This is a genomic window from Paenibacillus tritici (genome assembly GCF_013204885.1).
In the GTDB taxonomy this organism is placed as follows: Bacteria; Bacillota; Bacilli; order Paenibacillales; family Paenibacillaceae; genus Paenibacillus_AQ; species Paenibacillus_AQ tritici.
In genome coordinates, this window is sequence record NZ_JABMKX010000006.1 from 177881 (window position 1) to 193700 (window position 15820).

Consider the following 15820-nt stretch of genomic DNA (forward strand, 5'->3'; position numbering starts at 1 on the left):
AATGGAGCAAATCCATTTATACGGAGGTCTAACCCCTATGACAACTCAATCCGGCCAGCAAACGGCGGTTATCTATCAGGCAGACCCTGCGGTAGTTCAGCATTTGAACGGTGTCCGCGATTCGCTTCACCAGTCCTGTAAGCCTTATCTGAATCATCAGGTGCAGGTGCAGACCGTTGACGGTCAGATGCATGAAGGCACCCTTGCCGGTATGGACAGCAAGCATCTGTACCTGACCGTGACGATAGCCACTGATCCGAGCCGCGGATATTACAATCCATACTATAAGCCCTATCCAGGTGTGGGTTACCCGGGTCAAGGATATCCGGGTCAAGGCTACCCGTACCCGGGTACGGTGAACAGCAACGTCATTATGCCGCTGGTATTGTTCGAGCTGCTGGCGATCTCGTTACTCTAACTGATCGTCACCATGCCCTGATTACACGCAAGCTAACAATAACCGGATCAGCAATAGCAGGTCCAATGTACCAACAATAAAGGGATGACCCGTCAGCCGGGTCATCCCTTTATGTGTAGTAATTTGAATGTGGTTGAGTACAGCTTGTCCACAGAACCCTTACGCGGTGGTAACCACCGCTGTGATCTCTTCGTCCAGCTCCAGCCGCACCTCTTCACGGTAGGCCCGGATGCCGTATTCGCTGTGCAGGTAGCGCAGAATGGCCTCAATCATATTGGATTCGACCAGGAACTGGCTGCGGCCCTGAATCCAGACCTCTGCGGTGTACCCGGTATCTTCGTCCCAGCTTAGCTCGACCCGTACTTCCTCCACCCGTACCGCTTTGCGTTCCGCCATATGCAGGCAGATCGCGTTGATAATCTCGTCCATACTGAGTACGGTAACACCCATTAGCAACGTCCGTCTCTTTCCTGCAGTCTGCGCCGTTCCTGTCTGCGCTTGAAGAACGACATGATCAGCATAATTACGAAGTAGATCGCCAGCATGTTAATGAAGAATCCGATGATATTTCCAAAAGCGCCCATTCCGGCGAACATTCCGCCGAACAGGAGTCCGGCGATACCGCCGATCATCAGGCCTTTCATCAGTCCGCCGCCGCTGAAGAATCCGCGTTTGGTATTCGCTGCTGTGCCTGCTGCACTACCTTTGGTGCTATCGCTTTGTTTCACATTGTTGGTTGTTGATTTCTTCGGGGTGGTCGTGAATCCCCGACTTCCCGATTTGAAGCCTCCGCCGCGGCGGGCATCTGCGAAGTCAGGAACTGTGACGGCAAAGAACAGAGTGAAGGCCATGACGATCATCAGTACACGTTTCATTGGTTTCATTTAGTACAAGAACCTCCTAGAAGTATGGTAACACCCGTTTGCGGGGTGTTGTCCGGTAATACGCAGAGCGGGGGCCAAGGTTTCAATTTTTAATAATCACAAAACCAATTAATTGATAGCGTACACATGCCTGGGTACACAAAAAATGCGCGGGTCCGGGACCCGCGCAAACAGCAGTTTTTAGAGAGTTGCCTTAGGCTCCGCGTATCCGTCCGACACAAGCTCAAGCGCTCCGGTAGCCGGGTCGATGATCATGCCGTGAATGGGTACGTTAGGGGGGAGTAAGGGATGGCGCTTAATCAGCTCCACAGTCTGAATTACCCCTTCCTCTACGTTGTCAAACCCGCGCAGCCATTTCGTCAGCTTAATCCCCGAATTCTCCAGAGTACTGAGTACTTCCTCGGACACGCCGCGCTCCTTGATGGAGTTAATCATATGGTCAGCATTCAGGGAAGCCATGCCGCATTCATAGTGGCCGACGACAATCACTTCGTCCGCGTCCAGTTCGTATAGCGCAACCATAACGCTGCGCATGACGCTTCCGAACGGCTGGGAGATTATGGCTCCGGCATTTTTGATGATTTTGACATCACCGTTCTTGAAGTTCATTGCTTTGGGCAGAAGCTCAACAAGCCGTGTGTCCATACAGGTGATGATCAGCATTTTTTTATCCGGGAAGCGGCTGGTCAGATAGCTCTCATATGCTTTTTCCTCTACAAAATGCTTGTTGAACTCCAAAATGTCTGTAACCTGACTCATAAGCCATGTGCCTCCTTAAGATTAAACTGTAATTCATTGTACTGCGTCTTGCGGCGAATATAAAGGTCTTCCTGCATTCTAATACTGCCAAGTTTCAGCGGCTTTTGCTTCCGCATCCTATGAGCCGCTAACTACTTCAAATTTGAAGAGCTATAGCCTGAATTTGATTATAACTATTTAAAAAAGTATCATCAATAGGAGTAGATAAAAAAACAAGGCAGGTGCTCAAAACATGGAGAAGCAGATCCAAGAAGAATGGGATAAATTCAGTGAGCTATTATTCAAAATCAGAGGCTATTATGAAGCGATCGGGTTACTGGGCTGGGATCTGCGCACGGGTGCGCCGCGTAAAGGTGTTGAGACGCGTTCAGCCACGCTGGGTATGCTGAGTGCAGAGGCGTTCAAGCTCCAGGTATCGGAGGAGATCGGGGCGTATACAGAGTACTTCAGCCAGCCGGAAGTGCTGAGCCAGTTGAACAGCAACCAGAGTAAGATTGTTAAAGACACCCGCAAAGAGTACCAGCGCAGCAAGAGCATTCCCTCCAAAACCTTCGAGGAGTATTCCGTCCTGACCGCCCATGCGCAGACGATCTGGGAAGAGGCCAAGGATACCAATGATTTCGCCTCCTTCGAGCCTTACCTGAGCAAGATTGTCGGATTCAAACAGGAATTCATTGATTATTGGGGCGTGCAAGGCTCACGTTACGACACCCTGCTTGATATGTATGAACCGGATCTGACCGTTGACAAAGTGGATGCGATCTTCACCCGCCTGCGCAGCCGCCTAGTTCCGCTGGCCGAAGCGATTAATGCATCGCCGAACAAGCCGGATACGGAATTCCTGAGCCAGATCTTCCCCAAAGAGCAGCAGGAGAAGTTCGGTCTCTTCTTATTGGAACAGATGGGCTATGACTTTGAAGCGGGGCGTCTGGATGAGAGCGTGCATCCGTTCGCGACAGGCCTGAATCCCGGCGATGTGCGCATTACCACGAACTATCTGCTCGATAATGTGACCAGTTCGATCTTCAGCTCCCTGCATGAGGGCGGACACGCCCTGTATGAACAGAATTTCGGCGAGGAGCTGATCGGCACACCGCTGGCGCAAGGCGCATCCATGGGGATTCACGAATCCCAGTCCAGACTATGGGAGAATATGATCGGCCGCAGCCGGGCCTTCTGGCAGCGTTACTACGGCGATCTGCAGCAGCATTTCCCTGAGCAGCTTGCAGATGTGGAGATGGAGGACTTCTACCGGGCCATCAACAGTGTAGGCAATTCCTTCATCCGGATCGAAGCCGATGAGCTGACGTACAACCTGCATATTATTGTTCGCTACGAGATCGAGAAGCTTATTTTCAACGAAGGACTTGAAGTGAAGGATCTGCCTAAGACCTGGAACGCGAAATATCAGGAGTACTTGGGAATTACACCGCCGACAGATGCGCTGGGCGTACTTCAGGATGTTCACTGGTCCGGTGGAGACTTCGGTTATTTCGCCTCCTATTCACTTGGCAACATGTATGCGGCCCAAATGCTTCATACCCTGCGCAAGGAGCTGCCGGAGTTCGATGAGCTGATTGCCGCCGGCAACCTGCTGCCGATCAAAGAATGGCTCACGGACAAGGTGTACCGATACGGCCAGAGCCTGACCCCTTCGCAGATTATTGAGCAGGTCACAGGTGAGCCGCTGAATCCTGATTATCTGGCAGATTATCTGGAAGCGAAGTATACCGAGCTGTATCAGCTTTAGTAAGCTGGAAGGACTTCGAGGAAAGGGCTATAATAGAAGGAAACCGCACGACGGAAGGAATATGGTATGGCAAATACTCACACTTACAGCCGCAAGGAAGAAGTTGCAAATGCGGTTACACACGGGATCGGCGCTCTGCTCAGCATTGCTGCGCTGGTTCTGCTGGTCGTGTATGCGGCCCAGAACGGCACAGCCTGGCATATCGTCAGTTTCTCCATTTATGGGGCGACGATGCTGATCCTGTATTTTAATTCAACAATGGTGCATAGTCTCAGGGACGGCAAGGCGAAGGACTTCTTTGAATTCCTTGACCACTCTTCGATTTACTTATTCATTGCCGGAACGTATACACCGTTTATGCTGGTGGCGATCCGTGGCCCGCTGGGGTGGACCTTATTTGGCATCGCCTGGGGAGTAGCCGTATTCGGCATCTTTTTCAAAGCTTTTTTCGTCAAAAAATTCCTGTTCATGTCAACGATATTCTATATCGCTATGGGCTGGATGATCGTGATCGCCTGGAATCCGCTGTCAGAGGTGGTGGCTAGCGGCGGGATGACTCTGCTGATGATCGGCGGACTGCTGTACACTCTGGGCACCGTGTTTTACGTCTGGAGGGGCTTCCCTTATCATCATGCCATCTGGCATTTGTTCGTGCTTGCCGGTACCATTCTTCACTTCTTCGTTGTATTGTTATACATCCTTCCTATTCATTAATAGGGCAGGAATTTACCGCCTTACAGCCAGTTTTGGACAAAGAATAAGATGACAAGCAAAAAGGCTTGACATCTTTCTTTGTTTTCGGTATCATAAGGGACGTTGTGAAGCTGTAAAGTGTTTTTCCTTGACGAAGGGAGTGCCCTTAATGAGTCAGGAGAATAGGCTCGAGAAAACCAACCGGATCAACCTGTTATTTGCATTCTATGAACGGCTGCTAACTGACAAGCAACAGACGTTTCTCAAATATTATTTCCATGATGATTTCTCCCTGGGGGAGATTGCAGCGGAATTTGAAATTAGCCGTCAAGCTGTGTATGAGCATATTAAGCGGGCGGAGCAGGTGCTTGAGAATTATGAAGAGAAGCTTGGACTGTTGTCCAAACATGAAGACCGGAACAGATATCTGGAAGAACTGCGCAGACTGCCTGATACCGGGATGTCTGAGCAATACAAACAGCAGTTCATGGAGATCATGGACCGGCTGCAGGGGTTAGATTAGCATGAAGGGAGCGAGCCGCCTATGGCATTTGAAGGTTTAACCGGAAGATTGCAGAATGTGTTCAGCAAACTGCGCGGTAAAGGGAAAGTATCCGAAGATGACGTAAACGAAGCCATGCGTGAAGTGCGGCTGGCTCTTCTGGAAGCCGATGTTAACTTCAAGGTCGTCAAGGACTTCGTGTCCAAGGTGAAAGAGAAGTCCGTTGGCACGGAAGTCATGGACAGCTTCACACCAGGCATGGTGATCATCGACATCGTTAACAAGGAACTGACCGAGCTGATGGGCGGAAGCCAGGCGAAGCTGGCTAAGTCGAACAAGCCGCCGACCGTCATCATGATGACGGGTCTGCAGGGAGCGGGTAAGACCACCACTTCAGGCAAGCTGGCGAAGCTGCTGCAGAAGGGCAATCACCGTCCGCTGCTCGTAGCGGCTGATATCTACCGTCCTGCTGCGATCAAGCAGCTCGAGGTGCTGGGAGAACAGATCAAGGTTCCGGTCTTCTCGCTGGGTGATCAGACGAGTCCGGTTGAGATTGCCAGACAAGGTGTTCAGCACGCGAAGGATAACAACCTTGATTATGTAATCATTGATACTGCGGGCCGCCTGCATATTGATGAAGAGCTGATGGAAGAGCTGAAGCAGATACATAACATCGTAACTCCAGACGAGGTATTGCTTGTCGTCGATGCCATGACCGGTCAGGATGCCGTGAATGTGGCTGACAGCTTCAACAAGCAACTGGAGCTTACCGGTGTAGTGCTGACGAAGCTTGATGGTGACACCCGTGGTGGTGCCGCATTATCCGTCAAGGCTGTAACCGGCTGCCCGATCAAGTTCGCCGCTCTCGGTGAGAAGATCGACGCGCTCGAGCCGTTCCATCCGGAGCGGATGGCTTCACGGATTCTCGGCATGGGAGACATGTTGTCGCTGATCGAGAAGGCTCAGGCCAATATCGATACCGAGAAAGCGAAGGAAATGGAACGTAAGATGCGTAATGCAGAGTTTACGTTCGATGATTTCCTGGAGCAGATGGATCAGGTCAAGAAGCTTGGCCCGATCGACCAGATTCTTGATATGCTGCCCGGCATGAACAAAGCCAAGGGCATGAAGGATCTGAAGGTTGATGATAAGCAGATGGGCCGTGTTGAAGCCATTGTGCATTCCATGACCAGAGCCGAGAAGGCCCAGCCTGAGATCATCAACCACAACCGCCGCAAGCGTATCGCTGCTGGCAGCGGAACCAACGTCGCCGAGGTGAACCGGCTCATCAAGCAGTTCGATGAAATGCGCAAGATGATGAAGCAGTTCTCCGGCATGATGGGCGGCGGTGGTGGCAAGGGCGGCAAGAAGAACGCTATGAAGCAGCTTAAGGGTCTTGCCGGCAAGGGCGGAATGAAGTTCCCGTTCCGTTGATCTTAATCTCTAAGATTTAAGGTTTACCCATAGATCTGATATAGTACAACATCAGAAGATCGAACAGTCTTTTGACTTTAATCTTTTGATCTTGATCTTTGATCTTAATGTTTAAATCTTTCCCTTCGTTACCAGGGAACGCCGCTAGTCAAGCGTATCCCGCAGGGAGGAAAAGCGGTCTTCCCGCAAACTCATTCCTAGTCCCGCCAGTCTGAACGCCTACGCCAGTTGCACTTAGCGGGTGTCCAGAGGGCAGAGCCCTTGGGGCCCTCCCTTGGGGAAGGGAGGGTTTGGGAGGGATCGAAAAAGGGTTTATCTTAAACAATCCCCTATATTCCGATATTCTTATAAGGAGGTGAATTTCGTGGCAGTACGTATTCGTTTGAAAAGAATGGGTGCACATAAAGCGCCTTTCTACCGTGTAGTGGTTTCCGATTCCCGGTCCCCTCGTGACGGTCGTTTTATCGAGGAAATCGGTTATTATAATCCGATTGAAGTACCGGCAGTCGTTAAGATTGATGAAGAGAAAGCTCTTAAATGGCTTCAAACAGGTGCACAAGCATCTGATACCGTCCGCAACCTGCTTTCCAAAGCTGGCGTGATGAAGAAGTTCCATGAGCAGAAGCTACAGAAATAATGACTGATTGCGAGGGTCCTCTATGGAAGAATTAGTTGGTGTTATTGCTAAGGCTTTAGTGGATCATCCAGAGGATGTGGCTGTGCGGACCGTGGAGAAGGATCACCTGATTGTCTATGAACTTTCCGTGCATCCTGATGATGTCGGTAAGGTCATCGGCAAGCAGGGGCGGATCGCCAAAGCGCTTCGTACCGTAGTCACATCTGCAGCAGTCAAGAGCGATAAACGCGTTACTGTGGATATTTTATCTTAAGGATGCGCACAATGAGGGGCTAGGGATAGTATATCCCGGCTCCTTTTTGTTGAAAATATAAGAATATGTGAAGGAGAGGAACATATGACCGAAGAGTTAACAGTAGGCAGACTGGTAAATACACACGGAATCCGCGGGGAGGTCAAAATCCTCTCGCATACCGACTTTCCTGAAGTGCGGTTTGCACCCGGCAAAAAGCTGCTGCTGATTCCTGCAGACGGCAGTCCGAAATTCGAGGTTACGGTAGAATCGGCCAAAGAGCATAAAGGAATGTATATTGCCAAGCTCAAAGGGTATACGAATATTAATGAAGTTGAAAAATACAAAGGCAGCATGCTCAAGGTACCGAGTGATGACCGGGTGGAGCTGCCGGAGAACGAATATTACTTCCACGATATTGTGGGTTGTGAAGTCTACACCGAGGAAGACGCTAACCAGCCGCTGGGAACAATTACGGAGATTCTGCAGCCCGGTGCCAATGATGTCTGGGTGGTGAAGCCTGCGAAGGGCCAGGATATTCTGATTCCGGTCATTAACGATGTTGTGCTGGATGTAGATATTGCGGCTAAAAGAATCACCGTGCATATTATGGAAGGGCTGCTTCCATGATCCGTATTGATGTGCTGACGCTTTTCCCGGAAATGTGTGAAGGTGTATTCGGCACCAGTATTCTGGGAAAGGCTCGCGATAAAGGCATCGTTACGCTGAACGCGGTTAACTTCCGCGACTTCTCAGGCAACAAGCATAACAGCGTGGACGATACGCCGTATGGGGGAGGGGGAGGCATGGTACTGAAGCCTGACCCTATCTTCGCAGCGGTGGAGCATGTACTTACGCAGACTGGGGCTGACGAGGAACAGGCGGGAACTGAGGAGATAGCCGCAGTGAAGCCGCGGATTATTCTAATGTGCCCGCAGGGCCGGACGTATAATCAGCAGATTGCTGAGGAGCTGGCCCAAGAGCAGCATCTTATCTTCATCTGTGGCCACTATGAAGGCTACGATGAGCGAATCCGTGAGCATCTGGTGACAGACGAGCTGTCGATTGGCGATTATGTGCTAACCGGCGGGGAGCTTCCTGCCTTGACCGTCATTGATTCTGTGGTGCGGCTGCAGCCAGGGGCGCTGGGCAACGAGACCTCTGCGGTAACGGACTCTTTCAGTACCGGTCTGCTGGAATATCCCCATTATACCCGTCCGGCTGAGTTCCGGGGCTGGAAGGTGCCGGATATGCTGCTCAGTGGACATCATGCCAATATCGTGGAATGGCGGCGTGAGCAGGCATTGCAGCGTACCCTCGAACGCAGGCCGGATCTGCTTGAGACCGCGGAGCTGACAACGAAGGACAAGCAGACGCTGAAGCGGCTGCAGGAGCAGGCAAGCCTGCAGCAGAAATAATGATAAATTTGGGCTTAAATAGAGTCATAGCTGGCGTCTTTTTAACGTATATTACGTTAGGGAGGCGTTTTTTGCTGTGTTCTGAGAACCGGGAACGGGAATTACCAACTAGAACGGATAGGCATAGAAGAAGTTTTGCCAGCGAAATAAATACGAGCAGATGTGCGTCAATACCCTTTTTCTAGGGTAATGAATAGAGGTGCCGCAAGTAGACATGCAGCTATAGACGCAGCTAGCTTAATTATCGAAAGGAATGACTGAAGTGACTACGAATACGCATGAACCATTCAAGCCAGCCGTGGACACTGTCCACAAGGAAGCGGAGCCGCTCCGCACGGTAAGCGATATTATTGATTTTTATAAGAATCGCAAATCGTAATCTTATAATCCAAGTAATCCAAGAAATGAATTAGACCCTGGAAGCAGGTTCAATAGGCTCAGTAATACAGCAAATTCCACAAATAACCGCTGAAGACAGACGAACCCGAGGTTCGCCGGCTTTGGCGGTTATTTGTTTGCCGGAGCGCGAAGAGTGCGGGCCAACAAAAAAAGACCGTCCGAAGACGGTCTCTCTACCCGAGGCGCTAGTTTGAAACTTTGATCCGTATCCCGCGCCACCAAGGCTTAAAAGGTTCAGCCGTTGGTCCGGGTAAGGGATACGTTCAGCATGTCATGCTTGATGTGAACGCACCTCCTTTCCTTGTGCCAAGAGTATAGCATAGCTTTTACGGAAAATCCATTGAATTTTAATAATAATCTAAAAAAATATAAAACTCCTATTTGAAACCGGAGGACGGGTGCGGTATATTAAAAATAGAAGCAGAAAGTAACCGCATAGTGGCATATTAGGCCAGCGGCGAACGTATCTTATTCATGGGTATTCGGTTGAGATTGCAATGTCGGGGTATAGCGCAGCCAGGTAGCGCGCACCCTTGGGGTGGGTGAGGTCGCAGGTTCGAATCCTGTTACTCCGATCAGATTATATAAATGATTTTGAATTATGAACAATATACTGTATACTAACAGATATCAAAGGAGTCGCACATACGACACGACTCCCCGAGTAATAGCCGCTTTTAAGGGCGGTAGGCTTAAAAAGTGGAATATTGAACAAAAAGTAGACCATTCACCTTTGCCGAGGGCGGTCTACTTTTTGTTGTGGAATGAAAGTATAAGAACAACTAATGTCGCGAATGAAATCATTAGCGTCAATGTGTCTTTAACTGTCATATAGGCATCCCTCCCTTCTGTGGAGAGGTAGCCGACCGCCCTTGCAAGCCTATTCTATTACTGGAACGATTATATCATGTTTTCTAGCAGAAGTGGCATGTATTGCTATTTATTTATTATGATCAGTTTCCTTGGGGTGGGTGAGGTCGCAGGTTCGAATCCTGTTACTCCGATCAGCGCAAAAAACACTTCTGTCAAGGTTTCGTGCCTTGGCGGAAGTGTTTTTATAATAGACTATTAATTTACCGGTAGGCTATATCCTGCCCCTATCCTCATCCCGGCGGGTAAGCATGATTACCCCGGTAACGAGTGAATATAAGGCAACAACCATAAGCAATACAATAGCCCAAGTATAATTGCGTACGGTGTAGGTGAGTGAAGCGAAAATGATAAACCAGGCGATCCGCAGTACTCCTTCATTGATAAAACGTCTGCCAGCTGTACTCATGATTCCTGCCTCCTTATGGATTGTAGAATATTGTTCACAATCGTAAGCGGTTAATTTCGTATTTGTACTTTAATAGTACCCCTTTTTACACAAAATTGATACACAATGTTCACAAGTACTTGATTTCACAGCTGTTTTAGTTATAGACAGTTGCCTCATGACTATAGCCGTTACCGGCTTATCCCTCCCCTCATAAGATACAGAAACACGATTGAGGAGGAAAGAGCAGATGGAAGCTTATTATAATTGTCTCCATTGCAAGGATAAGCGGGTACGTATCATGACAAAGGACGGTAAACGTCACGAAGGAATCATCGTAGATGTGGACCAGAATAATGTGTACTTGAAGACAAAAGGCAATGGCAGAATGAAAACCTCGGCATTCTATCCGGGCGGTGCGGGGAGTTATTATGGCGGCTATTATGGCTATGGCAGCGAGATCCTTACCCTAAGCTTGTTCACCCTTCTGGCCATTGCTCTGATCTGATTGCCGCATACACGCAAAAAAGTGGGCTCCTGAAGGTCAGGAATGCCCACTTTGTGCGTGATGGAAACGTCTGAGGTTATGGATTTACGGAAATGGCACCAATCTCTGTGCTTAAGGAAACCAGCGGACCGCCGCCGTTGAAGTCATTCTCTTCGCCGCTCACAACGCCGGATATATCGCCGAGTTCACTGCGGGCTTTCACAGTACACTTCATTAAATCTGCCAGATCGGCAGTGATTGTACCTATATTGCTCTTGGCCTTAAGGCTACTGCCTTTGTCCATTCCGGAAATTGCAAGCTCGATACTTCCCGTATTCGACTCGACACTGGATTTGCCGGTAATGACCGAATCTTGAAGGATGATGCTGCCGACATTGCTGTTGATGTCAAAAGTCCCCTCTAGACCGCGAATTTGAACGGTACCTACATTATTATCAATCTCAAATTTGCCGACAGTATCCGGAAGCTCAATTACATAATTAATACTGAAATTGGAGTCTCCGTATTTCTTCTGTGCCCAGTCCCAGAGACTCTTCTTCGTGTTGTCTGTACTATGAGTAGAGACGATTAGCGCGTCGCCCTTATGCTCAATAGATACTTCTGCATGATCCAGCACGCCAGATACCAGCTTGTGGCCCGGCTGTTCATGAACAATAACAGTGGCCTTGACAGCGATCTCGTCACCGGAAGCAGGCATTACTACAACCTCTCCCAGCGCGTTATCAAGCTTAAGTAAAGAAGCCGAATCTGCGGGCAGGGAGGTGGAGAATTCCCGGCTGATCCCGTTCTCGTTAATTGTGTCTTGAACCATGTCCGTTGTATGCTGGACAACGTCGCCTACAGCGACAGTAGCATTGCTGAGACCCTGCTTAACGGCTTCAGCTGCGTCCTGCTTGAAGGTGCCGGATATGCTCTGTTCAAGCTGGTTATCTGCAGCCTCTTTGCCGGGAAGCTCTCTGCAGCCGGCCAGTAATGCAATAGAGAATACGGCCATGGCTGCAATTATTGCTGTGCTATGTTGTTTCTTCAATATATATACCCTCCTAAAGGTTAATGGTTGCTTATGTATACTCAAGTATTATATATTATGGGAAAACATTGAATAACAGGCTGGCGGCGGGTTGTCGTACTGGACCATAGTCCAGTATGGCTGTGACTTCAACGTTACAATATGATACACTGGCGTTAGATCTAAGGACCGGAAGAATGAAGCCTGGCGGCTGGAACAGACCGGCACGGAAGCAGGCCGGCACAAGGTCTGTTTACTATTTTGACTGATGAAGTCAGAGGAGCGGATGAGCCAATGCAATATGCGGGAGTCTTGATTATTTTGTTGGTTGGTGCAGTTGTCTATGTCGTGTACCGCAACCGGATGAGCCAAGAGCAGTCTCATGCGCCGGAGCCGGGTAAGGCCAGCAATGTGATCTCTATGGAAGGTCACCGCAGGGCCAAGCAGAACGCTGCGGATCAGCTGTGCTCTTCCTGTAAGAAGAAGAACGGGAAGCTGATTTTTTATGCCCAGGATGATGGAAGTGTGGTCGGGCTCTGCAAGGATTGCAAGGCCAAAGCGAAGAAACGGGATATGCTGCCGCTTTGATTAAACTAAATATTACTATTGCACAAGCCTATGTTTTATGATATTATTATTTCTGTTGTGTGGAATACGGTGGTCCTCTGCGGATAATGAGGGAGAGCAATGGTTCTCCGGAAGAGGCAAGAACACCTGTACGGAAGGAGGAAGTCCTTAATGAATATCCTACAAGCAATTACACAAGAGCAACTTCGTACTGATATCCCGAGTTTTCGCCCGGGTGACACTTTGAAGGTGCATGTAAAAGTTATCGAAGGAACTCGTGAGCGTATCCAGTTGTTCGAAGGCGTTGTAATCAAACGTCGCGGCGGCGGAATCGGTGAGACTTTTACGGTTCGTAAAATCTCTTATGGTGTTGGTGTGGAAAGAACATTCCCAGTCAACTCCCCTAAACTCGAGAAAATCGAAGTGGCTCGCCGTGGTAAAGTGCGTCGTGCGAAGCTGTACTATCTTCGTGACCTGCGCGGTAAAGCTGCAAGAATTAAAGAAATTCGTCGCTAGAATAGTGACAGGGGAAAGGGGCTTGAATTCAAGCCCCTTTCGTTTATTTCTTTGAAATCTACGACTAACATTGAACTTACACATATGTGCCTTAGGAACAGCTTCTCCGAAAAGGCCTCCTGAAGGAGTAATCGCGGGGGAGTTTTTGGCAGGAGCTTTTTTGTATTGTATAGTGGAGATAACAAGATATGGAGAGGACGGTGAACTATGCAGCAGGATTTGCAGCCAGGGCAAGGCGAAGTGATAGAATCTAACGGCCAGAGCCCCCAGAAGCCTAAGAATGAAGTCCTGGAATGGATTAAAGCGATAGCAATTGCATTGGTTCTGGTTATTCTAATACGCTGGCTTTTGTTCAAACCGTTTATCGTAGACGGGCCTTCTATGAAGCCTAACTTCCATACCGGCGAACGTGTTATTGTAAACGAAATTCTCTATGATATCCGCAAGCCGCAGCGTGGCGAAGTTATTGTGTTCCATGTGCCCTCTGAAGGCAGAGACTTCATCAAACGTGTCATTGGTGTCGCGGGCGATAAGGTTAAGGTTGAAGGGGATGTCGTTACGGTGAACGGGGAGCCTGTGAACGAAACGTATATCCAGGGCGCGATTGATGAAGCGCATAATAATAACATTTTGTACAATGATAAGAACTTCCCGAATGAAAAGTTTACAGACGACACTGTGCCGGAAGGACATGTGTTTGTGATGGGGGATAACCGCTCAGACAGTACGGACAGCCGGATGATCGGTTATGTGCCGCTGGGTGATATTGTCGGCCGTGCAGACCTTATTTTCTGGCCGGTGAAGGATATCTCATTCATTAATCATTAAGCTGACAGAAGTCAAAGGAGGTGACGGCAATGGCCATTCAATGGTTTCCTGGTCATATGACGAAGGCTAGACGGCAAATCGAGGATAAGCTGAAGCTGATTGATGTTGCAATAGAACTGCTTGACTCCCGTCTGCCGCTTTCCAGCCGCAATCCGATGATTGACGATATTTTGCGGGACAAGCCAAGGCTGATTATTCTGAATAAAGCGGATCTGGCCGATCCGGAAGCTACACGCAAGTGGCTGGCTTACTTCAAGGCGCAGGGTCATGTTGCCTATCCGGTAGATGCTTCTACCGGGAGCGGGATCAAGGAAATTCCAGAGCAGGTCAAGCTGCTGCTGAAGGACAAGATCGACCGGCAAATTTCCAGAGGCATTAATCCGCGCGCAATGCGGGCATTGATCGTAGGAATCCCCAACGTAGGCAAATCGACTCTCATTAACCGGATGGCAGGAAGAAGTATTGCGATCACCGGTGACCGCCCAGGGGTTACCAAGGGACAGCAGTGGATCAAAACGGGCGGTAATCTGGAGCTTCTGGATACCCCCGGTATCCTCTGGCCGAAGTTCGAGGATCAGACGGTAGGCTATAAGCTGGCAGTAACCGGAGCTATTAAGGAAGAGATTCTGAATATTGAGGATATCGCCTTTTATGCGGTGAAATATCTGGTGAAGGATTACGGAAGCCGGTTCCAGGAACGCTTCGGTATCGACAAGCTGCCTGAGGATCTGGAGAACCCGGACGAAATCGTGGCTGTTATGGAAGCAGTCGGACGTAAGCGCGGGTGTCTGATGAGCGGCGGCCGTGTAGATCTGGAGAAGGCTTCACGCGCACTTCTGCATGAACTTCGTGCCGGTAAGCTCGGACGGTTCACGCTGGAGACGCCTTAATAGCAGAGAGTGTTGTGTGGAATGGAAGAGCCATCCGTGTAAGTGGACTGGCTCTTTTTTGCGTGGACAATGAGGCAGGGAATGGAATTCTACAACGTGTTTGGTTATTGGAATAGGTGATTGCAAAGTGTTGTAATGAATGCAACATGGATGGATAGCTGCCTGTGTGTTCTGCTGGATTGTTGCAGGAATTGCAGGATATGTCCCGTTAAGCTGCTTGAAGGACAAGAATTGCTGTTTTTTATACAACTTTTTTGGAATTGCGCAGTATTAATGAAGGGAAAGTTGCATTTGGTGCAGAATATTTAGTTCGGATATTGGGGTTAGATAGGAATTATGGGAATTATAAGTTCCTTTGAGATTCGTAGTTGTTATATATTCGTAGGATGATCATAGATGTAGCTTAGTTTAATTTTAATGGGCAGGTGGAGAGACGGTGAGTGAGATTGATATGCTTTTTTATGAAAAAGAAGGCTGGGAGCAATCCTTCCGCCATATCGCGGGTGTGGATGAAGTGGGCAGAGGCTGCTTGTTCGGGGATGTGGTGGCGGCAGCGGTCATTCTCCCGGCGGGGCTGATCATTGAGGGAGTGGACGACTCCAAGAAGCTGACAGCCAAAAAGCGTGACGCCTTGTATGAGATCATCATGGAACAGGCGCTCGCTGTAAGTGTAGGGCATGTTGAGTCCGCAGTTATTGATGAAATAAATATTAAGCAGGCTGCACGACTGGCGATGCGCAAGGCAGTAGAAGGATTAAGCCAGCAGCCGGACTATATGCTTATTGATGCGGAGAAGGTAGACTTGCCCTTGCCACAGCGTTCCATTATTAAAGGGGATGCCAACAGTCAGTCGATTGCTGCCGCTTCGATTGTAGCCAAGGTTACACGTGACCGGCTCTGTGAAGGTGTGTGGGAGGAATTATACCCGGATTACGGGATCAAAGTACATAAAGGATACGCAACCAAGCTGCACCGCGAACAAATTAAGACGCTGGGCGTAACGCCGATGCACCGGCGCAGCTTCATCGGCAATATTCTGGCTGAGCAGGAGCAGTTATCTTTATTCTAATGAAGTTACGCAGATAATCACAAACGAACGCAATCTACCGATATAAGTA

Annotated in this window: 21 protein-coding genes and 1 tRNA gene; 16 read left to right on the forward strand and 6 right to left on the reverse strand. The window is 49.2% G+C overall.

The window, feature by feature from the left end; translation table 11 throughout:
* Positions 1–37: 37 nt before the first annotated feature.
* Positions 38–418, forward strand: a complete 381-nt coding sequence (locus HQN87_RS12405) for an LSm family protein (protein ID WP_173133052.1) — start codon at positions 38–40, stop codon at positions 416–418.
* Positions 419–577: 159 nt separating this feature from the next.
* On the opposite strand, the gene HQN87_RS12410 is transcribed toward HQN87_RS12405, so the two are convergent.
* The 3 genes from HQN87_RS12410 to HQN87_RS12420 all read right to left on the reverse strand — a co-directional run bounded on the left by HQN87_RS12410 (position 578) and on the right by HQN87_RS12420 (position 2061).
* Positions 578–868: a YxcD family protein gene (locus HQN87_RS12410; protein ID WP_173133055.1), complete on the reverse strand. Its 291-nt coding sequence runs from the start codon at positions 866–868 to the stop codon at positions 578–580.
* Entirely contained in the window at positions 868–1302 is a 435-nt protein-coding gene (locus HQN87_RS12415) for a hypothetical protein (RefSeq protein ID WP_367272712.1), read from the reverse strand. The genes HQN87_RS12410 and HQN87_RS12415 overlap by 1 nt, the downstream gene beginning before the upstream one ends.
* A gap of 180 nt (positions 1303–1482) precedes the next feature.
* Entirely contained in the window at positions 1483–2061 is a 579-nt protein-coding gene (locus HQN87_RS12420; protein ID WP_173133058.1) for a beta-class carbonic anhydrase, read from the reverse strand.
* A 232-nt stretch (positions 2062–2293) separates the two neighbouring features.
* On the opposite strand from HQN87_RS12420, the gene HQN87_RS12425 reads away from it, so the two are divergent.
* The 9 genes from HQN87_RS12425 to HQN87_RS12465 all read left to right on the forward strand — a co-directional run bounded on the left by HQN87_RS12425 (position 2294) and on the right by HQN87_RS12465 (position 9701).
* Positions 2294–3811 (forward strand): carboxypeptidase M32, encoded by a 1518-nt coding sequence (locus HQN87_RS12425; protein ID WP_173133061.1) that lies wholly within the window; start codon positions 2294–2296, stop codon positions 3809–3811.
* Positions 3812–3877: 66 nt separating this feature from the next.
* Positions 3878–4525 carry a PAQR family membrane homeostasis protein TrhA gene (gene trhA, locus HQN87_RS12430; RefSeq protein ID WP_173133079.1) on the forward strand — a complete coding sequence of 216 codons (648 nt, stop codon included), beginning with the start codon at positions 3878–3880 and terminating at the stop codon, positions 4523–4525.
* A 148-nt stretch (positions 4526–4673) separates the two neighbouring features.
* Complete coding sequence (locus HQN87_RS12435; protein WP_173133082.1) at positions 4674–5027, forward strand: putative DNA-binding protein; 354 nt, start codon at positions 4674–4676, stop codon at positions 5025–5027.
* Positions 5028–5048: 21 nt separating this feature from the next.
* Positions 5049–6440 (forward strand): signal recognition particle protein, encoded by a 1392-nt coding sequence (gene ffh / locus HQN87_RS12440; protein WP_173133085.1) that lies wholly within the window; start codon positions 5049–5051, stop codon positions 6438–6440.
* A 364-nt stretch (positions 6441–6804) separates the two neighbouring features.
* Positions 6805–7077, forward strand: coding sequence for a 30S ribosomal protein S16 (gene rpsP, locus HQN87_RS12445; protein ID WP_173133088.1), 273 nt, complete (start codon positions 6805–6807; stop codon positions 7075–7077).
* A gap of 22 nt (positions 7078–7099) precedes the next feature.
* Positions 7100–7330, forward strand: coding sequence for a KH domain-containing protein (locus HQN87_RS12450; protein ID WP_020432321.1), 231 nt, complete (start codon positions 7100–7102; stop codon positions 7328–7330).
* 84 nt (positions 7331–7414) lie between these two features.
* Positions 7415–7939: a ribosome maturation factor RimM gene (gene rimM, locus HQN87_RS12455; RefSeq protein WP_173133091.1), complete on the forward strand. Its 525-nt coding sequence runs from the start codon at positions 7415–7417 to the stop codon at positions 7937–7939.
* Complete coding sequence (gene trmD, locus HQN87_RS12460; RefSeq protein ID WP_173133688.1) at positions 7939–8727, forward strand: tRNA (guanosine(37)-N1)-methyltransferase TrmD; 789 nt, start codon at positions 7939–7941, stop codon at positions 8725–8727. Before rimM ends, trmD begins: the two co-directional genes overlap by 1 nt.
* Before the next feature lie 900 nt (positions 8728–9627).
* Positions 9628–9701: transfer RNA gene (locus HQN87_RS12465), tRNA-Pro, on the forward strand.
* 172 nt (positions 9702–9873) lie between these two features.
* Here the strand turns inward: HQN87_RS12465 and HQN87_RS32990 are convergent.
* Together HQN87_RS32990 and HQN87_RS12470 are read right to left on the reverse strand one after the other, a co-directional pair.
* Complete coding sequence (locus HQN87_RS32990) at positions 9874–9957, reverse strand: putative holin-like toxin (RefSeq protein WP_353953970.1); 84 nt, start codon at positions 9955–9957, stop codon at positions 9874–9876.
* 253 nt (positions 9958–10210) lie between these two features.
* Positions 10211–10405, reverse strand: a complete 195-nt coding sequence (locus HQN87_RS12470) for a hypothetical protein (RefSeq protein ID WP_173133094.1) — start codon at positions 10403–10405, stop codon at positions 10211–10213.
* Positions 10406–10634: 229 nt separating this feature from the next.
* Here HQN87_RS12470 and HQN87_RS12475 point away from each other — a divergent pair, with 229 nt between their 5' ends.
* Positions 10635–10892, forward strand: coding sequence for an LSm family protein (locus HQN87_RS12475; RefSeq protein WP_173133098.1), 258 nt, complete (start codon positions 10635–10637; stop codon positions 10890–10892).
* Between the two features lie 76 nt (positions 10893–10968).
* Here the strand turns inward: HQN87_RS12475 and HQN87_RS12480 are convergent, their stop codons facing one another.
* The gene (locus tag HQN87_RS12480) at positions 10969–11922 is read right to left on the reverse strand and encodes a hypothetical protein (RefSeq protein ID WP_173133101.1); all 954 of its coding nucleotides are present in this window, start codon (positions 11920–11922) and stop codon (positions 10969–10971) included.
* Positions 11923–12195: 273 nt separating this feature from the next.
* On the opposite strand from HQN87_RS12480, the gene HQN87_RS12485 reads away from it, so the two are divergent.
* The 5 genes from HQN87_RS12485 to rnhB all read left to right on the forward strand — a co-directional run bounded on the left by HQN87_RS12485 (position 12196) and on the right by rnhB (position 15771).
* The gene (locus HQN87_RS12485; protein WP_173133104.1) at positions 12196–12489 is read left to right on the forward strand and encodes a hypothetical protein; all 294 of its coding nucleotides are present in this window, start codon (positions 12196–12198) and stop codon (positions 12487–12489) included.
* Between the two features lie 150 nt (positions 12490–12639).
* Positions 12640–12984 (forward strand): 50S ribosomal protein L19, encoded by a 345-nt coding sequence (rplS, locus tag HQN87_RS12490; RefSeq protein ID WP_173133107.1) that lies wholly within the window; start codon positions 12640–12642, stop codon positions 12982–12984.
* Between the two features lie 207 nt (positions 12985–13191).
* Positions 13192–13812: a signal peptidase I gene (lepB, locus tag HQN87_RS12495; RefSeq protein ID WP_173133110.1), complete on the forward strand. Its 621-nt coding sequence runs from the start codon at positions 13192–13194 to the stop codon at positions 13810–13812.
* 29 nt (positions 13813–13841) lie between these two features.
* Positions 13842–14702 carry a ribosome biogenesis GTPase YlqF gene (gene ylqF / locus HQN87_RS12500; RefSeq protein ID WP_173133113.1) on the forward strand — a complete coding sequence of 287 codons (861 nt, stop codon included), beginning with the start codon at positions 13842–13844 and terminating at the stop codon, positions 14700–14702.
* A 451-nt stretch (positions 14703–15153) separates the two neighbouring features.
* A complete protein-coding gene (gene rnhB / locus HQN87_RS12505; protein WP_173133691.1) occupies positions 15154–15771 on the forward strand; it encodes a ribonuclease HII in 618 nt (205 codons plus the stop codon).
* Positions 15772–15820 lie beyond the last annotated feature (49 nt).

What these genes read in the sequence shown, in the direction of transcription:
- HQN87_RS32990 (WP_353953970.1), bottom strand. Translation starts at nt 9,957, where the DNA reads ATGACAGTTAAAGACACATTGACGCTAATGATTTCATTCGCGACATTA.
- HQN87_RS12415 (WP_367272712.1), bottom strand. Translation starts at nt 1,302, where the DNA reads ATGAAACCAATGAAACGTGTACTGATGATCGTCATGGCCTTCACTCTG.
- HQN87_RS12470 (WP_173133094.1), bottom strand. Translation starts at nt 10,405, where the DNA reads ATGAGTACAGCTGGCAGACGTTTTATCAATGAAGGAGTACTGCGGATC.
- HQN87_RS12435 (WP_173133082.1), top strand. Translation starts at nt 4,674, where the DNA reads ATGAGTCAGGAGAATAGGCTCGAGAAAACCAACCGGATCAACCTGTTA.
- trhA (WP_173133079.1), top strand. Translation starts at nt 3,878, where the DNA reads ATGGCAAATACTCACACTTACAGCCGCAAGGAAGAAGTTGCAAATGCG.
- ffh (WP_173133085.1), top strand. Translation starts at nt 5,049, where the DNA reads ATGGCATTTGAAGGTTTAACCGGAAGATTGCAGAATGTGTTCAGCAAA.
- rnhB (WP_173133691.1), top strand. Translation starts at nt 15,154, where the DNA reads ATGCTTTTTTATGAAAAAGAAGGCTGGGAGCAATCCTTCCGCCATATC.
- HQN87_RS12420 (WP_173133058.1), bottom strand. Translation starts at nt 2,061, where the DNA reads ATGAGTCAGGTTACAGACATTTTGGAGTTCAACAAGCATTTTGTAGAG.
- HQN87_RS12410 (WP_173133055.1), bottom strand. Translation starts at nt 868, where the DNA reads ATGGGTGTTACCGTACTCAGTATGGACGAGATTATCAACGCGATCTGC.
- rimM (WP_173133091.1), top strand. Translation starts at nt 7,415, where the DNA reads ATGACCGAAGAGTTAACAGTAGGCAGACTGGTAAATACACACGGAATC.
- rplS (WP_173133107.1), top strand. Translation starts at nt 12,640, where the DNA reads ATGAATATCCTACAAGCAATTACACAAGAGCAACTTCGTACTGATATC.
- HQN87_RS12425 (WP_173133061.1), top strand. Translation starts at nt 2,294, where the DNA reads ATGGAGAAGCAGATCCAAGAAGAATGGGATAAATTCAGTGAGCTATTA.
- HQN87_RS12475 (WP_173133098.1), top strand. Translation starts at nt 10,635, where the DNA reads ATGGAAGCTTATTATAATTGTCTCCATTGCAAGGATAAGCGGGTACGT.
- lepB (WP_173133110.1), top strand. Translation starts at nt 13,192, where the DNA reads ATGCAGCAGGATTTGCAGCCAGGGCAAGGCGAAGTGATAGAATCTAAC.
- HQN87_RS12405 (WP_173133052.1), top strand. Translation starts at nt 38, where the DNA reads ATGACAACTCAATCCGGCCAGCAAACGGCGGTTATCTATCAGGCAGAC.
- HQN87_RS12485 (WP_173133104.1), top strand. Translation starts at nt 12,196, where the DNA reads ATGCAATATGCGGGAGTCTTGATTATTTTGTTGGTTGGTGCAGTTGTC.
- HQN87_RS12450 (WP_020432321.1), top strand. Translation starts at nt 7,100, where the DNA reads ATGGAAGAATTAGTTGGTGTTATTGCTAAGGCTTTAGTGGATCATCCA.
- ylqF (WP_173133113.1), top strand. Translation starts at nt 13,842, where the DNA reads ATGGCCATTCAATGGTTTCCTGGTCATATGACGAAGGCTAGACGGCAA.